The organism is Paenibacillus sp. FSL R5-0923, from assembly GCF_038009145.1.
GTDB lineage: Bacteria > Bacillota > Bacilli > Paenibacillales > Paenibacillaceae > Paenibacillus_AQ.
Map to the genome: position 1 here is coordinate 26,912 of NZ_JBBPAT010000001.1, position 20,561 is coordinate 47,472.

Genomic DNA, 20,561 nt, shown 5'->3' on the forward strand with positions numbered 1-20,561 from the left:
TTAGTCCTCCAATTCGTAGCGGTAATCCTCGATCACCGTGTTGGCAAGTAGCTTTTCGCACATTTCCTTGAGACGCACTTCTGCTTCAGCACGGTTATCCGTGTCCAAAGTCAGCTCCATATATTTCCCAATACGCAAACTTTCAACTTCTTGAAAACCTACCGAATGAAGTGCTCCTTGCACTGCTACACCTTGTGGATCGAGAACGCTCTTCTTAATGGTGACATATACCGTCGCTTTTAACATATGCTTGTAGTTCCTCCTAAATTTTTATGTGTATATACTTTCTGAAAGCTGAAACTCTACTAAAAGTAACTCTAGCTTTAAAAACATACACTTCATTTATTCCCATGAGTAAACACACAATGTTGAGCTATAAAGACTTGCCAGTAAGACGATGATAAATGTCCAGATAACGGCGCGTTGTTTCTTCAACTACTTCTAGTGGAAGTGGATCAGGTTTGCTATTTTTATCCCAGGAGGATGCAGATAGATACGTACGAACAGGTTCTTTATCCATACTATCAATTTCGATATCAAGAGCGTATTTGTCCTTGGCCCAGAAACGTGAAGCATCCGGCGTAAAAATCTCATCAATCAGAATCACCCTGCCATCCAGCAAGCCGAATTCAAATTTACAATCTGCTAGAATGATTCCCCGCTCAGCACAATACTCTCTGGCAAAAGAGAACAATTGCAAGCTCTTCTCCTGCAGCTCGAGTGCCAGATCAGCACCGATTAGCTCCTGCATCTTTTCAAAAGGAATATCCTCATCATGACCTACATCGTTTTTAGCCGCAGGGGTAAAGATTGGCTGTGCCAGCAGCGCATTTTTGCGCAAGTTCTTAGGAAGCTCAATACCATTCACTTTGCCGGTTTCTTGATACTGTCTCCAGCCCCCACCGGTGATGCACCCACGCACAACACATTCGATATCGATGCGCTCTGCTTTGCGTACCACCATAACACGGTTTCTGAGAGCTTCCTTGTCCTTAACGATATCTCCGAGCAGATCCACATCGATATGAACGACATGATTCTCCATTAGCTCTTTGGTCTTTCCGAACCAGAACGCACTCAGACGGTTAAGCACATTGCCCTTTTCAGGTACCGCTGGGTCCAGCACATAGTCAAAAGCAGATATCCGATCCGTGACGACGATCAGTACATTCTCCCCTAAATCGTATAGCTCACGAACCTTCCCTTTATAGAGCAGCGGCGCATTGATGAGTTCCACGGCTGTGGATACGGCCGACGATGTCATGACCTTTCCTCCCTTGAACTAATGATCTTCCTAAGTTGGGCTGGTCTAGGAGGAAGCACTTCCGAGGAATGTTTGGACTTCCGATCGCTGTTATCCTCAGATTTCTTGATTTGAACCGCTTCTCGCGGTAGAAATCCGAGGATAAAGGCGAACGCTACGCTTCTACAGTTCCAAACTTCCTCTACAGTGCTCCCCCATCCAGCTTTGCATTTATTGCAGCGTTCCTTAGTTCACCACTAACTTATCTTTTTAGGATCTCTAAGGTCTCATTCCGAGGAATTCGTTCCTTATCGACCCAACCATTAACGCACCTATTTTTTAGATAAGCTCTAGCTTGCGGAAGATGGTGTCCACATGCTTAAGGTGCCAAGAAGGGTTAAATGCATCTTCAATTTCTTCTGGGGTAAGAACGTTAGTGATCTCAGGTGTAGCTTCCACGATATCGCGGAATTGTTTTTGCTCTTCCCATGCTTGCATAGCACGCGGTTGAACGGTATCGTACGCTTGCTCACGGCTAAGGCCTTTATCGATCAGTTTAGTCAAGATCCGACCGGAGAAAGGAACACCGAACGTACGGTTCATGTTACGCTTCATGTTCTCTGGGAATACAGTCAGGTTCTTCACAATGTTTCCGAAACGGTTCAGCATGTAGTTGAGCAGCATTGTCGCATCCGGAAGGATGATACGTTCCACAGAGGAGTGCGAAATATCGCGTTCATGCCAGAGTGGCACGTTCTCGTAAGCTGTAACCATATGTCCGCGAATGACGCGGGACAGACCTGAAATGTTCTCGCAGCCAATGGGATTCCGTTTGTGAGGCATAGCGGATGAACCCTTTTGACCTTTGGCAAAAGCTTCTTCCACTTCACGAATCTCACTCTTTTGCAGAGCGCGGATTTCAGTAGCGAACTTGTCTAACGATGTCGCTACCAAAGCAAGAGCAGCCATGTATTCAGCATGACGGTCACGCTGTAACGTTTGTGTAGAGATTGGAGCTGGGCTTGTGCCGAGCTTGCGGCAAACGAATTCTTCTACGAAAGGATCGATGTTAGCGTACGTACCAACGGCACCGGAGATTTTTCCGAACTGTACACCGTTCGCAGCATGGCGGAACCGCTCCAGGTTACGTTTCATTTCTTCGTACCATAGAGCCATTTTCAGACCAAAGGTAGTGGGCTCGGCATGAACACCATGCGTACGGCCCATCATCGGTGTATCCTTGTAAGCAATAGCTTTATCTTTAAGGATCTCAATAAAGTTGATGATATCCTTCTCTAGAATTTCATTCGCTTGACGCAGCAAGTAACCTAGCGCCGTATCTACCACGTCAGTAGAAGTAAGACCGTAGTGAACCCATTTGCGCTCTGCGCCTAGGCTTTCGGAAACCGCGCGTGTAAATGCGATAACGTCATGACGTGTCTCTTGTTCTATTTCATCAATGCGTGCGATGTCGAATTTAGCGTCTTTACGCAGTTTAGCTGCATCTTCGTGCGGGATAACTCCCAGCTCAGCCCATGCTTCACAAGCGCAAATCTCAACTTCCAGCCACGCTTTGAATTTATTTTCCTCCGTCCAAATAGCTCGCATCTCAGGTCTGCTGTAACGTTCGATCATATTCTTTAGTTCCTCCAAAGTTTAGATTGCTCCACCCAGGACATGCCGTCTCCGGTATCCTTGCAGAGCAGATTGATATGGCCCATCTTGCGGCCGGTCTTACTCTCAGTCTTGCCATATATATGAAGCTTAGGTACAACACCCAGCTTATTATCTTTTTCGTCCTGTGTACAGGTCGCTTTAATCGCGCCATCCAAATGCTGGCCTAGTACATTTACCATAACTACAGGTGTCAAAAGCGTTGTATCGCCCAGCGGCAGATTACAAATCGCCCGGACATGCTGCTCGAACTGTGAAGTCGCGCAAGCATCCATGGTGTAATGCCCGGAGTTATGCGGCCTTGGTGCTAACTCATTGACGTACAATTGTCCGTCCTCTGTGACGAACATTTCTACTGCCAGCAGTCCAACCGCATCAAGTCCAGCGATTAATGTCTCTGCCAATTCGCATGCTCTCCGCTGAATGTCCTCTGCCACTCTTGCAGGCACAATGGACAGATGTAAAATATTATTTACATGAATATTTTCCGACGGTGGGAAGCTTTTAACCTCACCAGAAGCACTGCGTGCAGCAACAACGGATATTTCACACTTAAAAGCTACAAACTTCTCAAGCACCAGCTCCGGCACAACGGCTCCGGGTGCTACTTGCCGGAAGGCTTCTTCCAGCTCTTCTACCTGACGGATCACGGCTTGTCCCTTGCCGTCATAACCGCCTGTGGCTGTCTTCAGCACACAGGGTAGTCCAAGTTCAGCCGCCGCCACTTTCAGCTCCGCAAGGCTATCCACCTTCCGGTACGGGGCGACGGGTACGCCTGCCGCCTCGATGGCGGCTTTTTCGCGCAGCCGATGCTGCGTCGTATACAGCAGCGTGCTGCCCTGCGGTACGTACGATTCCTCCGTCAGCAGCGCGGCAACGCCCGCGTCGACGTTCTCGAACTCGTACGTGATGACATCCGAGCGGCGGGCTAGCTCCCGCGCCGCGTCCCGGTCGTTATACGCCGCTGTAATCTGCGGCGTGACTTGACCGCTAGGCGCATCCGGCGCAGGGTCCAGCGCCACGAAGCGGTAGCCCATGGCGCTGCCAGCCAGCGCCATCATGCGCCCGAGCTGCCCGCCGCCGAGCACGCCGACGGTCGCGCCGGGCAGTAGCGTCCGGACGGTGTCCGTGCCGGACGCATCCATAGCGGCTGGCGAAGTAGTGCCGCCAGCCTCCTGCAGCTTCAGCTCCTCCGGTCTCATAAGCTGTCGCTGCTTTCAAGGACTTCGTCGCGGATCGCATCCCGCCGCAGCTGCGCGCGCTGCTGCACTTCTGGATCGAATGCTCCGATAATCTGTGCAGCCAGGAGGCCTGCATTAATGGCCCCTGCCTTACCAATGGCTACCGTTGCCACTGGAATGCCTCCAGGCATCTGCACGATGGAGAGAAGCGAATCAAGCCCATTAAGCGCCTTCGACTGCACTGGCACTCCAATCACAGGCAGGATCGTCTTTGCTGCCACCATACCCGGCAAATGCGCTGCACCACCCGCTCCTGCAATAATGACGCGAATCCCCCGGCCCGCGGCTTCCTCCGCATAGCTGAACATCAAGTCCGGCGTCCGGTGCGCAGATACTACCTTCTTCTCATAAGATAATCCCAGCTCTTCAAGCACCGCACAAGCGTGCTCCATCGTATCCCAATCCGATTTACTGCCCATGATAACAGCTACCTGCACAGACATGATTCGACCTACCTTCCAGTCACTAGTATGGATATCTTTATCTTGTAAATTCGAATAAAAAAAGCCCGATGACCAGACGCATTTTGCTGCGGGAGGATCGGACTAGTAAAGAAATTAGGAAAAAATAATCCGCGTGCCTATCATTAGGCTGCATTAAGCGCGGAAAATGGCATAATGCATCATTCCGTTACCCGGACCGCATTGCCGCATTCTATCATCCTATTTCCTCGTAGTCCGGTAATTTACGGTTCCCGGGTAGAAACTTCCGGGCCATATCCCCGGTTTTATACGAGTTGCTCATGACATCAGTTTAACAATCCCCTACACAGGATGTCAACTCAAACACGAACATTGGTAAATTCCGATTAATAATCGTTCGCTTTTAGACGTATTTAATTTCTCAATATCCACTTATTTTGATGATAAAGACTTCTTTCCGTACACTATTAGCTCTAACAACAGATGTTATATTAACTGTAGAATAGGCTTCATTGTAATACATATAATTCCTTTACTGGATATGAATTTAATCATTTCGTTTCTTAATAATCAAGTATAAACGCCTTTGGCGTCCCTGTATGACGGTTAGCGTTTATGCGAGAAATATAAGGATAAAGTATAGTGTGAAACATATACTTTCTTATATTTGAAAAAAGGAACGCCATAAGCGTCCCTTTTAACTTTATATTATTTTACAACCAGCACTGGAATGCGGGCGCTTTGTACTACATTGTGGCTCACACTTCCCAGAACAAACTCACGTATTCCGCCAAGTCCGCGGCTGCCGATAACAATTACATCTATAGCATGTTCTTTAGCATATTTCAAAATCACTTCAGCGGGTGATCCTTGTAATAGCTCAACCTCAGCATTCAAGCCTTCAGCCTCAAGGCGTCCCTTGACTTCTTCCGTAGTCTGCACTGCTAAATCATAATATTCTTTATTTACTGAAGCCGGTAGTGGTGCTAGAGCTTCTCCGATAAAAAATCTTGGAAATTCAAATGCGTGTACGACATGCATCGTAGAGCCCGGAGTTACTTTTGCGAGTTCAATTGCGCGCTCCAATGCTTGATTAGAAGCCTTAGATCCATCATAGGCGAGTAAAATTTTAGAGAATAACATGTACGCCACCTCTTTTTCTAGTTTGTAATCATTAAGACTATCACCTTAAAAAATAGCTGTACAAAAAGATATTCAGCAACAGAAGTAACGGAATTCCGATCCTAAAGGACATATGTCGCGTCTTGTGGCGCTTACGATACATGGCAATCAGCACGCCTAGTGCCCCGCCCATAGCTGCCAGCAGAAAAAGTGTCTTCTCAGGTACACGTTCTCGCCGTTTACGGGCTTTGTTCTTGTCTTCGGACATCACTACATATCCGATAATATTAATTACCACAAACCACAACATTATAACCTTGACCATTCTCCCGGGCTCTCCTCCTTGCTTCCTATCTATCTCTATTATATTCCTCTTTTTCACAAAAAACCAATCATCCTTACACGCTCTGATAACTTCGCTACCTGCCTCTTTCTTTTCACTGCTTCGCATCCTTCATCCATATCCATGACAACACCGCAGCCAGCGCCGCCGCAATTCCACCCAGCCAGAACCCTCCGGTCAAGCCATAAAGAGCGCTCATCCAGCCTGCCACGAACGGCCCCGCCGACATACCTATTGCATAAACCGCCTGATAGAAGCCCATAGCTGTTGCACGCTTATACGGATCTACTTCTGACACCGACTTGCCTAGCAACAATGGAAAAATCAGTCCCTGCATAAATCCGTTTCCTACCTGAGTCAGACAGAGCGTCGCTAGCGTCGGCATTGAAGGAATAAGAAGTGTAAACAATGCACTTCCCGCGAAGCCTAAGAGAAGCGTGCCCCGGTCTCCTAGCAGCCTACCAAATGTCCGTGAGCCATAGAGGGTCGCGACAGCATGCGGAATCATAAAAGCGAGCGTCAGCCAGCCCAAGCTTTCTTTACTTGCTCCGATATTCAGAGCTTGGTTTGGCGTATATCCGAACATCGTTATGAATAGCACACAGTGTGCCAACACTGACAGCAGAGAAACTCTTACCAGAAGCGGCTCCTTCATAACACCTGCTAAGTCTTTGATCTGGATCGCACTTTGCCGTTTCTCCTGTTTTTGTTCAGGCAGCCGCAGCGCAAGCAGCAGCGCCGCAATCGCTACAAATCCACCAATCAGAAACGGGGTATTCCAGCCCCAATGCTCCACCATATAGCCACTGATCATCATACTGGTCAATTGGGCGATTACCGTAGTGAATTGCAGCATGCCCATCGCTTTTCCAGCTTCCTCTTTCGGGAAATATCCCGCGAACATCACAGTGTACACAACCCATGCGGAAGCCGCTATACCGGATACTGCACGTGCTGCCAATGCCCACCCAGGCTGTGCTCCCCACATAAAAAGAAAGCAGCTGGCTCCGCTCGCAATCAGTCCCAGGTAGATAAACGGACGACGCCGATTCAAATAATCCGAACCGATGCCAATCGGCAGTCGGAACAGAATCTGCATTAGCCCATATACGCCAAGCACCATGCCCACCATAAAATATGATGCTCCCAAATGCTCCACATAAGGGGAAAGCACAGGAACATAAATATAAGAAGAGAACCAGAACATAAATACAATAACGAGAAAGAAAAACTTACTGCCTCCCTGCCCCTGTGGGCTACCTGCTGCTTTTAGTTGATCCACTTGTTGTTCAGCTGCCACCCTAATCACCTGCTCTATGTATTTGCTTAACATTCTAATTCAAAGCCTATCTGTAGACCACAAAAACTTACGTGGACAGAAAAAAGGCTACTGAGCACACTCAGCAGCCTTTTTATTACGATACATGCGAACCTTTTTACTTATCCTTCTTTTGCCCTTCAAGCGCTGCTTTCAGCAGTTCCCCAAGGTTAGAACCAATGCTTTCTTGCTTACTGTATTGCTGTACCAGCTTTTGCTGTTCGCGTTTATTCACATGCTTATGATCCTTATCCAAGGTTTCTGTGATTCCACAGCCCAAACATTGTACGAACATGCCTGCTTTACCCTCTTTGAGCTCCATTTTCTTATGGCACTGTGGACAGCGGCGATTCGATAGTCTTTTCTCTCCGGCACGGGTATAACCACAGTTATCTGCTGGGCATACAAGCAGCTTGCCACGTTTGCTCTTTTTCTCCAGCAGTCTTGTACCACATTCCGGACAATTACTGTTCGAGACATTATTCGGTTTATATTCTGCTCCACTAGTTTTGACGCCAGTTACCAGCTCCTGTGCCATACTGCGGATGCCTTGCAAGAAGAGCTCCGGCTTGCCTTGACCACGCGCTATTTTCTCCAGCTCGGCTTCCCAGCGCGCGGTTAGATCTGGTGTCCGTAGCTGTGTGGATACCAACTCAATAAGCTGCTTGCCTTTACCAGTCGGATGCAGCAGATTCCCTTGGCGTTCAATGGTATCGGAGCTAACCAGCTTCTCGATAATATCCGCGCGGGTTGCTGGGGTTCCAAGGCCGTGCTTCTCCATTTGCGTCAACAGCGAAGCTTCATTATAACGCTTCGGTGGCTGTGTTCGTCCAGGACGAACCATGCAGCGGCCAATCGTGACAGTTGCTCCTTCGCGCAGCTCAGGTAGCTTCACACTCCCAGCTGCTGGCTCGTCCGACGGCTCCTCGTCGTCATCGTTACTCATATCTCCGCCGTACACTTCACGCCAACCGGCATCCTTTACCGTCGTCCCTTTGACATGGAAGCTTTCGCCTTCCACGTTGACGGTGACAGCTACCGCATCATAGCGAGCTGGCGGATAGAACAAGCTTATAAAACGCCGCACAATCAGATCATACAACTTACGTTCTTCAGTACTCAGACCATTTAACAATACGGTCTGTTCTGTAGGAATAATAGCGTGGTGATCACTGACTTTACTATCATCCACGATTCGCTTGGTAATCGGCAGCTGCTTGCGCAGCAATGGACGTGCTAACGCTGCATATGGACCAACCGCAACACTATCCAGTCTTTCCTTGAGTGTGCCCGTCATATCTGAAGTTAAATAACGACTATCCGTACGCGGGTAAGTGACAAGTTTATGCTGCTCATATAACCGCTGCAGCACACTGGAGGTCTGCTTCGCGGAGAAGCCGAACTTCCGGTTCGCATCACGCTGCAATTCAGTCAGATCATAAGCGAGTGGATGAGGTTCGCTCTTCTCACTCTTCTGTACCTTAATAATACGGCCGCTGCGTCCAGTAAGCTTATCCTTTAGACTTGCCGTCTTATCCTTTTCAAATATCCGACCATCGCCGTTACTGGCCCGCCATGCCGCTTGGAAATCTCCAAAATCAGCAGTCAGCGTCTCAAAATCAACGGAACGGAAACCCGTAATCTCCTGTTCACGATCCATGATCATCCCTAATGTCGGCGTTTGTACCCGCCCTGCGGAAAGCGGCGAACCAAACTTGCAAGTCAAAGCTCTCGTGACATTCAATCCAATCATCCAATCCGCCTCTGCGCGGCAACGTGCAGATTCATACAGACGATCAAAATCGCGACCTGGGCGGAGCTTTGCGAATCCTTCTTTTATCGCTTTATCCGTCTGAGAAGATATCCAGAGCCGCCGGAATGGCTTTTTCCACCCCGCCATATTCATAATCCAACGTGCCAACAGCTCTCCTTCACGAGCAGCATCCGTAGCTACCACAAGCTCCTCAATATCCTGACGCTTCATTAGGTGCTGAACAGCTTTATATTGCTGGTTGGTCTCACGCAGCACCTTCAGCTTTGCCTTCTCCGGCAAAATCGGCAAATCCTCCAAAGCCCAAGTTGCAAACTTTTTATTATAATCTTCAGGCTCTGCCAGGCCGACTAAATGACCCAGTGCCCAGGTAACCACATATTTTGGACCTTCAATATAGCTCTTCTGTTTATTATTACATCCCATGACTCGTGCGATCTCGCGTGCAACAGACGGCTTCTCCGCCAATACTAATGTCTTCATAATGCTCCCCTTTCCACATCAAATTTCATTATAGCATTAAATGAATGATAGCAAATATCGTCAGGCTTTACCGGGTCACTCCGTTATAAACTAAATAATATCTGATACCCGAAAGGAGTCATAGTCAATGAATGAACAAGAAAGCTATAATATAATACCTATAGGTTGGGTTACAGGTGCGCCACGTAATTTACGACTGGAAATCAAACCGGAATTTAGCCCGGCGCTTAAAGGTTTATCTCAATTTAGTCATTGCCAAGTGCTTTGGTGGCTGCACGAGTTTGCAGATGATCAATTCCGCCAGACTACACAGATTCAACCACCTTATGACGAAACATTAACTGGAGTATTCGCTTCCCGTTCCCCTATTCGACCTAATCCAATTGGGCTTAGTGTAGCAGCAATCCTGTCTGTCGATGAAGCTTCTGGCATCGTAGAGGTGGCTGGACTTGATGCCTATCCTGGTACACCAATTCTAGACATCAAAGCTTATTTTCCTAGTGCCGATCGCGTAATGGAAGTGACCGTTCCCGATTGGGCTGCTAATTGGGGGGACTGGACAACAAATAATTGAAGTAATCGATTTGGACACCATTTCTAACTGTTATGGGAGGGCATCTCTTGAACAATCGCCAACTAATCATTCAAGCATTAGATCTCATTGAGGATCGCTTAAACACGCTTCTTCCTGTAGCTGTCCTTTCCAAAGAAATGGGATACTCACTTTATCATTTCACCCGCCTATTTCAAGCAGTCACTGGGATAGCACCCGGCGACTATATAGCCAGACGCAAAATCACTGAAGCAGCCTTGGACATTCACCGAATGCCAGAACGCTCACTCCAGGACATCTCATTAGACTATAACTTTAGTAACTATGAGACCTTTACTCGTGCCTTCAAAAGAATGCTGCACACGACTCCCTCTCTTGTTCGAAAAAGAATTATTAAAACGAAACTCCCTTTGTTGCCTAGACTATATGAACAGGATCTACTTCAAGTCCTTTCTGATAGCGATCTTTCCCCCCAGCTCGTTGATTTCGGGGAAATTATACTTCAAGGACCCGTAGTTAAAGTAGACCATGATTTCTCCGTCATTTCTAATACTTGGCCTTTGCTTTTCAGTAAGGTATATACTATATCTGATAGAATACAACCTGAAAAATATTATCAGCTTGGCTTCTGGCCAGATGACTATGAGAGTAACGGTTTTTCGATCATGTGTGCCTGCGAACTTAATCCTATAAATGCAGACCACAATCAGACTTTCCCCCTTCAGATCTTACCACCTATACGTTATCTTAAATTCATCCATAAAGGCCGCTCTTGTGATATCCCTTCTACATATAAATATATCTACGGAATCTGGCTGCCGAAAACAGAATACAGGATGTCCATTCCATTTGAATTGGAATTTTATGGTGAATTGTATCTTGGACCAGATAACGAAAACTCGGTGAGTGAAATCTACATTCCGTTAGAATTTTTACAAGAAGAGACTACGTTGTCGTCTTTTATAAATGACAACCGTTTCTCTTAGAAATATAAAGATATTATAGTTGTTTAGCTTATAAATTCTTATCTTTTAACAAAAAGCCCGTATCTGCTATGCAGACACGGACTTTTTTTGCTTATGGGATTAATAGTTACTCTTGCTCCACCTGAATCGTTTGTTCAAGCTCCGGATAATAATGTTTAACTTGTTTTCCTTCTTCATCTCTTAATGCTTTATGGCTCTCATCAATGGAGTAAGTAAACGGCTTAACTGTAATTGTTTTTGGTGTTTGTGGGAACGGACTGAAATCTTTGTCTACCATAGGATAGACTATAGCCGGCAAGTTGAATGACCCACTCGAAGAAAATGCATTGCCTAGTTCATCAACAATTTCAAAGAACATTTCAGAGGTTGTGTATCCATCCTTTTCTTTCACAGTTGGCGCTTTACCTTCTTCGCTGAGCTGTAATCTGCTTGTGGCTGGAGTTAATTCCAGCTTGGTAATCGTATAACTGAATTCTTCTGCCTCTTTTGTTTGGTTCAGATCAAGCTTGATAATTCCTTCCGTTACTTTTTTCACCGGCACCTTGATTTCAAAAGGCTCTGCGATTTGTGTAACCGGCACAGTGATGCTTAATTCAAATTCATTCCCCAAAGCCTCTACATTATTTAGATTTCTGTAATCGTATAAAATAGCATTCTTTTTACCCTCAACATCGCCAAAAGACGACATTTGGCTCTCCAAATTCTTTCCATTCGGCAATTTCACTTCTGCTGAACCCAACAACCCTTTTTCGGACTGGTTCATTGTCACTTTCGCATACTGCTGTTCTTTTAGCGCTGGATCGAATTCAATCGGTTCAATAATCATTTCTGCCATCATCTTATCCTTATCAATGCCTTCCCGTTCAATCGCAAAAGCCAACCGCGAGCCGTCATAATAGGCATCGGTAACCTTCAAGGTCACTCCATCATGGGTAACGCTTTGGTTAGGCGCAGTAGATAATCCTTTTTCTTCAGCAGCATTTAGACCTTTATCGTCAATTCCCTTAAAAATACTTCCTACAACAGGAATCTGCTTCAACGTTTCAGCCATGACTGGGGATATAAATCCGCTACCGATTATTCCCGCACCCAACACTGCTGCTGCCGCGGCAGCCACCAATGATTTTTTCAGAAACTTATTCCCACTTTTTCTTGACGCTCGCTTTTCCATTCCCTCGTCTCCTATTCGCTTCATAATTGAATCGCTGAAACTGTCTACCGGCATTTCATGATTTTGGAATGTTTGACGAATGTGCTCCATCTTCTGACTTTCAGTTGGATCTTGCCATTTCTCCATGAGGGCTTCCTCCTTCATTCATTCTTTGCCGGACTAATTTTTTGCGTAGACGTTCAAATTTCTTGCGTAAAGTAGCTGAATTACAATCCATAATCTGACCCATTTCTTCAAAACTGTACTGCTCTACTACCTTAAGAATCAGAAGATTGCTCTCTTCAGCTGTCAGATCATCCATAAATAACTTCTGCAATGGCTCCTCATCGTTAGGATTATAATAGGCTTTCGGCTGCTGCTCTTTATATAGCGACAACAGACGGTTTCTTCGTTTGCGTTTGCGAACCTGATCCAAACAATGATGATAGGCCACTTTATACAGCCATGAATTAAAAGAGACTCGTTTCTCATAACGTCTGAGTTCCTGATACACTTTTACAAATATATCTTGCACAGCATCCTCTGCTTCTTCATGACTTCTCAAAATATAATAGCAATACGTATAAATCTTTCTTTCATAGGCTTGTATTATAGTTCTATAGGCTTCGCGGTTACCCGCAAGAACCTGATCAATAGCCTCTTCAATTATTGTTTGATTCACTTGGACCCCGGGGCTGCGACGTTCCAAAGAATCACCTCCTTGTTATTGACTACAACTATATAACGATTGTGATCCCTTTAATTGTGACAGGCTCAAAAATTTTTCCAAATATGTTATATACACCATCTGTTTTTCAACAAAAAAAAGCGACTACCCCGATAGATGCTCGGAGAAATCGCTTTTATAATAATATTCCATATTTATAAACTTTTTACTTATTTATATTTTTCAACTCAATACATGCTTCAAAAAATACAATATCACTATTCTGGCCACGGACATATATACCATCATCCGTTACAGCTGAGCGTAATATAGTCAGTTCATCCCCAAACTTAGCTTCTTGTAGGTATGTAATCCGGAAGCGTGTGAACTCTGCATTATCCCATTCCGCTAAACTGAGTGCATCACAACATAAATCTCCGTATCGGGCATTATTCAGATGTCCGTTGCTATCCAGCCCACTATATCTTACCTGATACCGATAAGCTTCTTCCATAATAATATCAGTAGGGATCGTTACCTTAACAGGCATATCCCCTACTGAATCGCCATTATAGTGCTTAACCTGAACTGGAAGAGCGTTCGGTCTGAGTATCTTTCTCTTCTCAATATCTACTAAAGCCCATATAGAACGCGCTGTGGCAATCTCTATATGATCTGCATCGAAAATACGATAATCCCGTTGCCATAAAGCCCCTTTAGTACCTTTACTCCAGGTATGTACGCTAAGCACATCATTTGGGCGAGGAATACGCTTAAAATCAAGATCTAACGTAATCATCATCCAGCCCATTCCTGCACTCAGAATTTCTTCCACACTTATCCCCAAATTACCCACTGCGAAGTCTGCCGCACATTGCATGATATCCAGAATAAAGGATAACTTACTCTGCGAACGATAATCCGTGTCGCTCGCATGTACAGAAAAATCTTCTATCCACACAAGATTACTACTGTTGTCCATTGTTTATCCTCCTGCCATGCAAAATATCCTTGCATTTACTTGAAGTATCCACATATACCACTACTCTATCCACATAAATTGGGGACTACTTTCATTTTTGAATATATTTTATTATTTCATCCACATGTTAGTAACTTTTATTTTTTCGTTATTTCCCCATGACTTATCCACATTATTTAAATTAAGCGATAAAGGGAACAAAAAAGCCATTGTTGATAAATCAACAATGGCTTCGTGTGCTTGGCAACGTCCTACTCTCCCAGGACCCTTCGGTCCAAGTACCATCGGCGCTGGAGGGCTTAACGGTCGTGTTCGGGATGGGTACGCGTGGAACCCCTCCGCTATCGCCACCAAACGGGCATTTACAGCGTAAATGCTCAGGCTTGATGCCTGAAAACTGAATCCGAATTGAATTTGCGTCTTAAGTATAGGATAAGCCCTCGACCGATTAGTATTGGTCAGCTCCATGCATTACTGCACTTCCACCTCCAACCTATCTACCTCGTCGTCTTCAAGGGGTCTTACTAATTGGGAAATCTCATCTTGAGGGGGGCTTCACGCTTAGATGCTTTCAGCGCTTATCCCGTCCGTACGTAGCTACCCAGCCATGCTCCTGGCGGAACAACTGGTGCACCAGCGGTACGTCCATCCCGGTCCTCTCGTACTAAGGACAGCTCCTCTCAAATTTCCTGCGCCCACGACAGATAGGGACCGAACTGTCTCACGACGTTCTGAACCCAGCTCGCGTACCGCTTTAATGGGCGAACAGCCCAACCCTTGGGACCTACTTCAGCCCCAGGATGCGATGAGCCGACATCGAGGTGCCAAACCTCCCCGTCGATGTGGACTCTTGGGGGAGATAAGCCTGTTATCCCCAGGGTAGCTTTTATCCGTTGAGCGATGGCCCTTCCATGCGGTACCACCGGATCACTAAGTCCGACTTTCGTCCCTGCTCGACTTGTAGGTCTCGCAGTCAAGCTCCCTTATGCCTTTGCACTCTTCGAATGATTTCCAACCATTCTGAGGGAACCTTGGAACGCCTCCGTTACTCTTTAGGAGGCGACCGCCCCAGTCAAACTGCCCGCCTGACACGGTCCCCGTACCCGATTAGGGTACTAGGTTAGAACCTAGATACGATCAGGGTGGTATCCCAACGGCGCCTCCACCGAAGCTTGCGCTCCGATTTCTACGGCTCCCACCTATCCTGTACAGATCGTACCCAAATTCAATATCAAGCTGCAGTAAAGCTCCATGGGGTCTTTCCGTCTTGTCGCGGGTAACCTGCATCTTCACAGGTATTAAAATTTCACCGGATCTCTCGTTGAGACAGCGCCCAAGTCGTTACGCCATTCGTGCGGGTCAGAATTTACCTGACAAGGAATTTCGCTACCTTAGGACCGTTATAGTTACGGCCGCCGTTTACTGGGGCTTCGGTTCATAGCTTCGGGTTACCCCTAACCACTCCCCTTAACCTTCCAGCACCGGGCAGGCGTCAGCCCGTATACTTCGCCTTGCGGCTTCGCACAGACCTGTGTTTTTGCTAAACAGTCGCTTGGGCCTTTTCACTGCGGCCCCCTCGTGCTATTCACACTACCGGGGCACCCCTTCTCCCGAAGTTACGGGGTCATTTTGCCGAGTTCCTTAACGAGAGTTCTTCCGCGCGCCTTAGAATTCTCTTCTCGCCTACCTGTGTCGGTTTGCGGTACGGGCACCTTCTCCTGGCTAGAGGCTTTTCTTGGCAGTGTGAGATCATGACCTTCGCTACTGTAATTTTCGCTCCCCATCACAGCCCAGCCTTAATGATGTGCGGATTTGCCTACACATCAGCCTCACTGCTTAGACGGACATATCCATCAGTCCGCGTCACTACCCTCCTGCGTCACCCCATCGCTCATAGCGGATTACGGTGGTACAGTAATTTCAAACTGTTGTCCTTCGACTACGCCTTTCGGCCTCGCCTTAGGTCCCGACTTACCCTGAGCGGACGAGCCTTCCTCAGGAAACCTTGGGCTTTCGGCGGATCAGATTCTCACTGATCTTTTCGTTACTCATACCGGCATTCTCACTTGTATGCTGTCCAGCGCTCCTTACGGTACACCTTCAACCCACATACAACGCTCCCCTACCCCAGATACATACGTATCTAGCCATAGCTTCGGTGGTGTGTTTAGCCCCGTTACATTTTCGGCGCAGAGTCACTCGACCAGTGAGCTATTACGCACTCTTTCAATGGTGGCTGCTTCTAAGCCAACATCCTGGTTGTCTGTGCAACTCCACATCCTTTCCCACTTAACACACACTTGGGGACCTTAGCTGATGGTCTGGGCTGTTTCCCTTTTGACAATGGATCTTAGCACTCACTGTCTGACTCCCGGCAATAAGTATATGGCATTCGGAGTTTGACTGAGCTTGGTAATCCTTGCGGACCCCGCACCCAATCAGTGCTCTACCTCCACTACTCTTATACCGAGGCTAGCCCTAAAGCTATTTCGGGGAGAACCAGCTATCTCCGAGTTCGATTGGAATTTCTCCGCTACCCCCACCTCATCCCCGCATTTTTCAACATGCGTGGGTTCGGGCCTCCAGTGCGTGTTACCGCACCTTCACCCTGGACAGGGGTAGATCACACGGTTTCGGGTCTACGTCCACATACTAAATCGCCCTATTCAGACTCGCTTTCGCTGCGGCTCCGTCTTCTCGACTTAACCTTGCATGTTAAACGTAACTCGCCGGTTCATTCTACAAAAGGCACGCCATCACCCATTAATAGGGCTCTGACTTTTTGTAAGCACACGGTTTCAGGTTCTATTTCACTCCCCTTCCGGGGTGCTTTTCACCTTTCCCTCACGGTACTGTTTCACTATCGGTCGCCAGGTAGTATTTAGCCTTAGCAGATGGTCCTGCTGGATTCATACGGGGTTTCACGTGCCCCGCACTACTCGGGATCCGTCTCGGAGAGAACACAGTTTAGGCTACAGGGCTTTTACCTCTATCGCGGGCCTTTCCAGACCTCTTCACCTACCATATTCCTTTGTAACTCCATGTGAGACGTCCCACAACCCCTAAGAGCAAGCTCTTAGGTTTAGGCTGTTCCGCGTTCGCTCGCCGCTACTGACGGAATCACTATTGTTTTCTCTTCCTCAGGGTACTTAGATGTTTCAGTTCCCCTGGTCTGCCTCTACATCTCCTATGTGTTCAGAGATGAGTAACTGCGAATTACCACAGCTGGGTTTCCCCATTCGGACACCCCCGGATCAAAGCTTGCTTACAGCTCCCCGAGGCAGTTTCGTTGTTCGCCACGTCCTTCGTCGGCTCCTGGCGCCTAGGCATCCTCCGTGTGCTCTTATTAGCTTAACCTTGATTTTTCCTAAAAAAAATCTCACTAATAACATTTACTTGTTTGCACAAGTTGCTAAAAGATGTTCTAAAACGCAAATTCGTTTCGGTATCCAGTTTTCAAGGATCAAGTCTTACTGAGAGCTTAAACTCTCAAAACTGAGCAACGAGTGAGTTGTGGAAGCTTAGCTTCCGATTTGAATGTCTTCATTGCAGAAGACGATTCTCCATAGAAAGGAGGTGATCCAGCCGCACCTTCCGATACGGCTACCTTGTTACGACTTCACCCCAATCATCTACCCCACCTTCGGCGGCTGGCTCCCTTGCGGGTTACCCCACCGACTTCGGGTGTTGTAAACTCTCGTGGTGTGACGGGCGGTGTGTACAAGACCCGGGAACGTATTCACCGCGGCATGCTGATCCGCGATTACTAGCAATTCCGACTTCATGCAGGCGAGTTGCAGCCTGCAATCCGAACTGAGACCGGCTTTGATGGGATTGGCTTCACCTCGCGGCTTCGCTTCCCGTTGTACCGGCCATTGTAGTACGTGTGTAGCCCAGGTCATAAGGGGCATGATGATTTGACGTCATCCCCACCTTCCTCCGGTTTGTCACCGGCAGTCACTCTAGAGTGCCCAGCCTTACCTGCTGGCAACTAAAGTTAAGGGTTGCGCTCGTTGCGGGACTTAACCCAACATCTCACGACACGAGCTGACGACAACCATGCACCACCTGTCTCCTCTGTCCCGAAGGCCGCCACTATCTCTAGTGGATTCAGAGGGATGTCAAGACCTGGTAAGGTTCTTCGCGTTGCTTCGAATTAAACCACATACTCCACTGCTTGTGCGGGTCCCCGTCAATTCCTTTGAGTTTCAGTCTTGCGACCGTACTCCCCAGGCGGAGTGCTTACTGTGTTAACTTCGGCACCAAGGGTATCGAAACCCCTAACACCTAGCACTCATCGTTTACGGCGTGGACTACCAGGGTATCTAATCCTGTTTGCTCCCCACGCTTTCGCGCCTCAGCGTCAGTTACAGCCCAGAAAGTCGCCTTCGCCACTGGTGTTCCTCCACATATCTACGCATTTCACCGCTACACGTGGAATTCCACTTTCCTCTTCTGTACTCAAGTCACCCAGTTTCCAGTGCGACCTCAGGTTGAGCCCAAGGTTTAAACACCAGACTTAAATGACCGCCTGCGCGCGCTTTACGCCCAATAATTCCGGACAACGCTTGCCCCCTACGTATTACCGCGGCTGCTGGCACGTAGTTAGCCGGGGCTTTCTTCTCAGGTACCGTCACTCCGATAGCAGTTACTCTACCGGACGTTCTTCCCTGGCAACAGAGCTTTACGATCCGAAAACCTTCATCACTCACGCGGCGTTGCTCCGTCAGACTTTCGTCCATTGCGGAAGATTCCCTACTGCTGCCTCCCGTAGGAGTCTGGGCCGTGTCTCAGTCCCAGTGTGGCCGTTCACCCTCTCAGGTCGGCTACGCATCGTCGCCTTGGTGGGCCGTTACCCCACCAACTAGCTAATGCGCCGCAGGCCCATCCCTCAGTGACAGATTGCTCCGTCTTTCATTCTTTCTTCAGGAGAAAAAAGAAATTATCCGGTATTAGCTACCGTTTCCGGTAGTTATCCCAGTCTAAGGGGCAGGTTGCCTACGTGTTACTCACCCGTCCGCCGCTAAGTCATTTTGAAAGCAAGCTTTCAAAATAACTCCGCTCGACTTGCATGTATTAGGCACGCCGCCAGCGTTCGTCCTGAGCCAGGATCAAACTCTCCAATTAGTATTGAAAAGAGCGATATGCTCATTTTGAAACATCTGACGAGAAAATTAATTCTCTAATTTTGGATTTCACTTTCGTGATTTCCTACTCACTCGTTGTTCAGTTTTCAAAGATCAAGTTCTCGTTGGCGCCGTTTAATGTCTCAGCAGCAACTCTTATAATATATCATGTTGTTCTCAGTAATGCAAGCTTTATTTTTCGAAAGCCGTTTATATAACTCTCTCAAACATTGCCTGTACGCTGTCTAACAACGCTTAACTATAATAACCTATCTATTCATAGAAAAGCAACCCCTAATAGAAAAATAAACAACTAGCTTAATAATTAAGCTGGTTGTTTATTTAATAGAGTTATGAATCTAGCGATGCAAATTAATAGTATTTTGCTGCAGTATACTTACTTGAAGCCTTAATAAAATCCGTATTCTTCTTACTCTTCGCTGACGATGCATCTACCGTTGTATCAATAGTAACCCATTTCCCATCCATCAACACTTCATTCCATGCATGGTATTGCGTAACGTAGCTAGTATTCCCCATCACCAATTTAGCAGGCACATCTACACTACGCAGCATTGCGGCAAAAAGAGAAGCATAGTCATAGCAGATTCCTTTTTTAGTATTCAAAGTGTTGTTAATGTTCGGAATGTAATCTGTTGTTACGTTATTAGCAAGAGAATAATCGTATTGTACATTAGCAACTACATAGTTATAGATTGCCTTAACTTTCTCTTCATCTGTTGTTTTGCCTTTTGTAAGCTCTTTGGCCTTAAGGATCGCTTTATCAGAAGAACTCCATTTCACATTCTGTACGGAGCCCAAATATACGGAATTCGAGTCACTCATGGTTACGTCTACTACTTCGGAATATAACGCTTTGTATTTATTGCCGGTTGTGTTCTCAAGAACAGAAACCTTATAAGTACCATTACCTTGTTGTAAAGGGAAGTCCTCAGCTTGTCCAGAAGCATATAAGTTATATGTATAGCTGCTGTTGTCTTTAGTGATCATGAGTTTGATTCTTTTATCTTTCGGAATATCATAGTTAATTCCAATAACACCTTGAGCCACTTTCGATGTAATCAACCAGCTTGCATCTACACTTGCGGCTTGAGCTGTGCTTACCGGAACCGCAGTAATCAGTACGAACAGCGCCACCATCATAAAATAAACCTTTTTCACGGATAAAACCCCTTTCGGTAGCTGGCTGCCATCCTTTCGGGAAGGCCCTTTAGCTTTGCGTCCCTACCTTTCGATAGGTTTGCCGTTATCGTATAAGCTCTATCTGTTCTAATTTCACTAGACAAATTAACAGAATCAGTCCAAGTAGAAATATGAATCTAAGATTCTTATATATTTTATAAAAACAAAAAAAGCCTCTTCATTCGGTAACTGGCTGCCATCCTTACGGGAAGGCCCTTTAGCTTTGCGTCCCTACCTTTCGATAGGTTTGCCGTTTATCGTGTTTAGCTTTTATAGT

Annotated in this window: 15 protein-coding genes, 3 rRNA genes and 3 riboswitches; of the genes, 2 read left to right on the forward strand and 16 right to left on the reverse strand. The window is 46.8% G+C overall.

Annotation, left to right across the window (positions count from 1 at the left end; translation table 11 throughout):
• The 9 genes from purS to MKX35_RS00170 all read right to left on the reverse strand — a co-directional run bounded on the left by purS (position 1) and on the right by MKX35_RS00170 (position 9,617).
• Positions 1-246 (reverse strand): phosphoribosylformylglycinamidine synthase subunit PurS, encoded by a 246-nt coding sequence (gene purS / locus MKX35_RS00130; protein ID WP_036680912.1) that lies wholly within the window; start codon positions 244-246, stop codon positions 1-3.
• Between the two features lie 127 nt (positions 247-373).
• Positions 374-1,264: a phosphoribosylaminoimidazolesuccinocarboxamide synthase gene (locus MKX35_RS00135; RefSeq protein ID WP_076300191.1), complete on the reverse strand. Its 891-nt coding sequence runs from the start codon at positions 1,262-1,264 to the stop codon at positions 374-376.
• Between the two features lie 318 nt (positions 1,265-1,582).
• A complete protein-coding gene (purB, locus tag MKX35_RS00140) occupies positions 1,583-2,878 on the reverse strand; it encodes an adenylosuccinate lyase (protein WP_042124027.1) in 1,296 nt (431 codons plus the stop codon).
• Positions 2,879-2,883: 5 nt separating this feature from the next.
• Positions 2,884-4,062, reverse strand: coding sequence for a 5-(carboxyamino)imidazole ribonucleotide synthase (purK, locus tag MKX35_RS00145; RefSeq protein ID WP_076300320.1), 1,179 nt, complete (start codon positions 4,060-4,062; stop codon positions 2,884-2,886).
• Positions 4,063-4,115: 53 nt separating this feature from the next.
• Positions 4,116-4,601: a 5-(carboxyamino)imidazole ribonucleotide mutase gene (gene purE, locus MKX35_RS00150; RefSeq protein WP_042184739.1), complete on the reverse strand. Its 486-nt coding sequence runs from the start codon at positions 4,599-4,601 to the stop codon at positions 4,116-4,118.
• Between the two features lie 210 nt (positions 4,602-4,811).
• A riboswitch (purine riboswitch) is annotated at positions 4,812-4,913 on the reverse strand.
• A gap of 375 nt (positions 4,914-5,288) precedes the next feature.
• Complete coding sequence (locus MKX35_RS00155; protein ID WP_042184737.1) at positions 5,289-5,723, reverse strand: universal stress protein; 435 nt, start codon at positions 5,721-5,723, stop codon at positions 5,289-5,291.
• A 40-nt stretch (positions 5,724-5,763) separates the two neighbouring features.
• Positions 5,764-6,027, reverse strand: a complete 264-nt coding sequence (locus tag MKX35_RS00160) for a DUF1294 domain-containing protein (RefSeq protein ID WP_042193264.1) — start codon at positions 6,025-6,027, stop codon at positions 5,764-5,766.
• Positions 6,028-6,139: 112 nt separating this feature from the next.
• A complete protein-coding gene (locus tag MKX35_RS00165; protein ID WP_256716363.1) occupies positions 6,140-7,345 on the reverse strand; it encodes an MFS transporter in 1,206 nt (401 codons plus the stop codon).
• 136 nt (positions 7,346-7,481) lie between these two features.
• A complete protein-coding gene (locus MKX35_RS00170; RefSeq protein WP_076300190.1) occupies positions 7,482-9,617 on the reverse strand; it encodes a DNA topoisomerase III in 2,136 nt (711 codons plus the stop codon).
• A 127-nt stretch (positions 9,618-9,744) separates the two neighbouring features.
• Between MKX35_RS00170 and tsaA the strand changes: the two genes are divergently transcribed.
• Both tsaA and MKX35_RS00180 read left to right on the forward strand, forming a co-directional pair.
• Entirely contained in the window at positions 9,745-10,191 is a 447-nt protein-coding gene (gene tsaA / locus MKX35_RS00175; RefSeq protein ID WP_076300189.1) for a tRNA (N6-threonylcarbamoyladenosine(37)-N6)-methyltransferase TrmO, read from the forward strand.
• A gap of 47 nt (positions 10,192-10,238) precedes the next feature.
• A complete protein-coding gene (locus MKX35_RS00180; protein ID WP_076300188.1) occupies positions 10,239-11,156 on the forward strand; it encodes an AraC family transcriptional regulator in 918 nt (305 codons plus the stop codon).
• 106 nt (positions 11,157-11,262) lie between these two features.
• On the opposite strand, the gene MKX35_RS00185 is transcribed toward MKX35_RS00180, so the two are convergent.
• The 7 genes from MKX35_RS00185 to MKX35_RS00215 form a co-directional block, all read right to left on the reverse strand.
• Positions 11,263-12,453, reverse strand: coding sequence for a DUF4179 domain-containing protein (locus MKX35_RS00185; RefSeq protein WP_076300187.1), 1,191 nt, complete (start codon positions 12,451-12,453; stop codon positions 11,263-11,265).
• Complete coding sequence (locus MKX35_RS00190) at positions 12,428-13,015, reverse strand: RNA polymerase sigma factor (protein ID WP_042184728.1); 588 nt, start codon at positions 13,013-13,015, stop codon at positions 12,428-12,430. The genes MKX35_RS00185 and MKX35_RS00190 overlap by 26 nt, the downstream gene beginning before the upstream one ends.
• A 184-nt stretch (positions 13,016-13,199) precedes the next feature.
• Positions 13,200-13,955 (reverse strand): acyl-[acyl-carrier-protein] thioesterase, encoded by a 756-nt coding sequence (locus MKX35_RS00195; protein WP_076300186.1) that lies wholly within the window; start codon positions 13,953-13,955, stop codon positions 13,200-13,202.
• Positions 13,956-14,193: 238 nt separating this feature from the next.
• Positions 14,194-14,310: ribosomal RNA gene (rrf, locus tag MKX35_RS00200) — 5S ribosomal RNA — on the reverse strand.
• A 73-nt stretch (positions 14,311-14,383) separates the two neighbouring features.
• A 23S ribosomal RNA gene (locus MKX35_RS00205) occupies positions 14,384-17,312 on the reverse strand.
• A gap of 212 nt (positions 17,313-17,524) precedes the next feature.
• Positions 17,525-19,082, reverse strand: a 16S ribosomal RNA gene (locus MKX35_RS00210).
• Together the 16S, 23S and 5S rRNA genes form the textbook arrangement of a ribosomal RNA operon.
• Before the next feature lie 371 nt (positions 19,083-19,453).
• Complete coding sequence (locus MKX35_RS00215) at positions 19,454-20,263, reverse strand: transglutaminase-like domain-containing protein (protein WP_081383096.1); 810 nt, start codon at positions 20,261-20,263, stop codon at positions 19,454-19,456.
• Positions 20,264-20,276: 13 nt separating this feature from the next.
• Positions 20,277-20,357, reverse strand: a riboswitch (cyclic di-GMP riboswitch).
• A gap of 108 nt (positions 20,358-20,465) precedes the next feature.
• Positions 20,466-20,546, reverse strand: a riboswitch (cyclic di-GMP riboswitch).
• Between the last annotated feature and the right edge of the window lie 15 nt (positions 20,547-20,561).

What these genes read in the sequence shown, in the direction of transcription:
- purS (WP_036680912.1), bottom strand. Translation starts at nt 246, where the DNA reads ATGTTAAAAGCGACGGTATATGTCACCATTAAGAAGAGCGTTCTCGAT.
- MKX35_RS00135 (WP_076300191.1), bottom strand. Translation starts at nt 1,264, where the DNA reads ATGACATCGTCGGCCGTATCCACAGCCGTGGAACTCATCAATGCGCCG.
- purB (WP_042124027.1), bottom strand. Translation starts at nt 2,878, where the DNA reads ATGATCGAACGTTACAGCAGACCTGAGATGCGAGCTATTTGGACGGAG.
- purK (WP_076300320.1), bottom strand. Translation starts at nt 4,062, where the DNA reads ATGGATGCGTCCGGCACGGACACCGTCCGGACGCTACTGCCCGGCGCG.
- purE (WP_042184739.1), bottom strand. Translation starts at nt 4,601, where the DNA reads ATGTCTGTGCAGGTAGCTGTTATCATGGGCAGTAAATCGGATTGGGAT.
- MKX35_RS00155 (WP_042184737.1), bottom strand. Translation starts at nt 5,723, where the DNA reads ATGTTATTCTCTAAAATTTTACTCGCCTATGATGGATCTAAGGCTTCT.
- MKX35_RS00160 (WP_042193264.1), bottom strand. Translation starts at nt 6,027, where the DNA reads ATGGTCAAGGTTATAATGTTGTGGTTTGTGGTAATTAATATTATCGGA.
- MKX35_RS00170 (WP_076300190.1), bottom strand. Translation starts at nt 9,617, where the DNA reads ATGAAGACATTAGTATTGGCGGAGAAGCCGTCTGTTGCACGCGAGATC.
- tsaA (WP_076300189.1), top strand. Translation starts at nt 9,745, where the DNA reads ATGAATGAACAAGAAAGCTATAATATAATACCTATAGGTTGGGTTACA.
- MKX35_RS00185 (WP_076300187.1), bottom strand. Translation starts at nt 12,453, where the DNA reads ATGGAGAAATGGCAAGATCCAACTGAAAGTCAGAAGATGGAGCACATT.
- MKX35_RS00195 (WP_076300186.1), bottom strand. Translation starts at nt 13,955, where the DNA reads ATGGACAACAGTAGTAATCTTGTGTGGATAGAAGATTTTTCTGTACAT.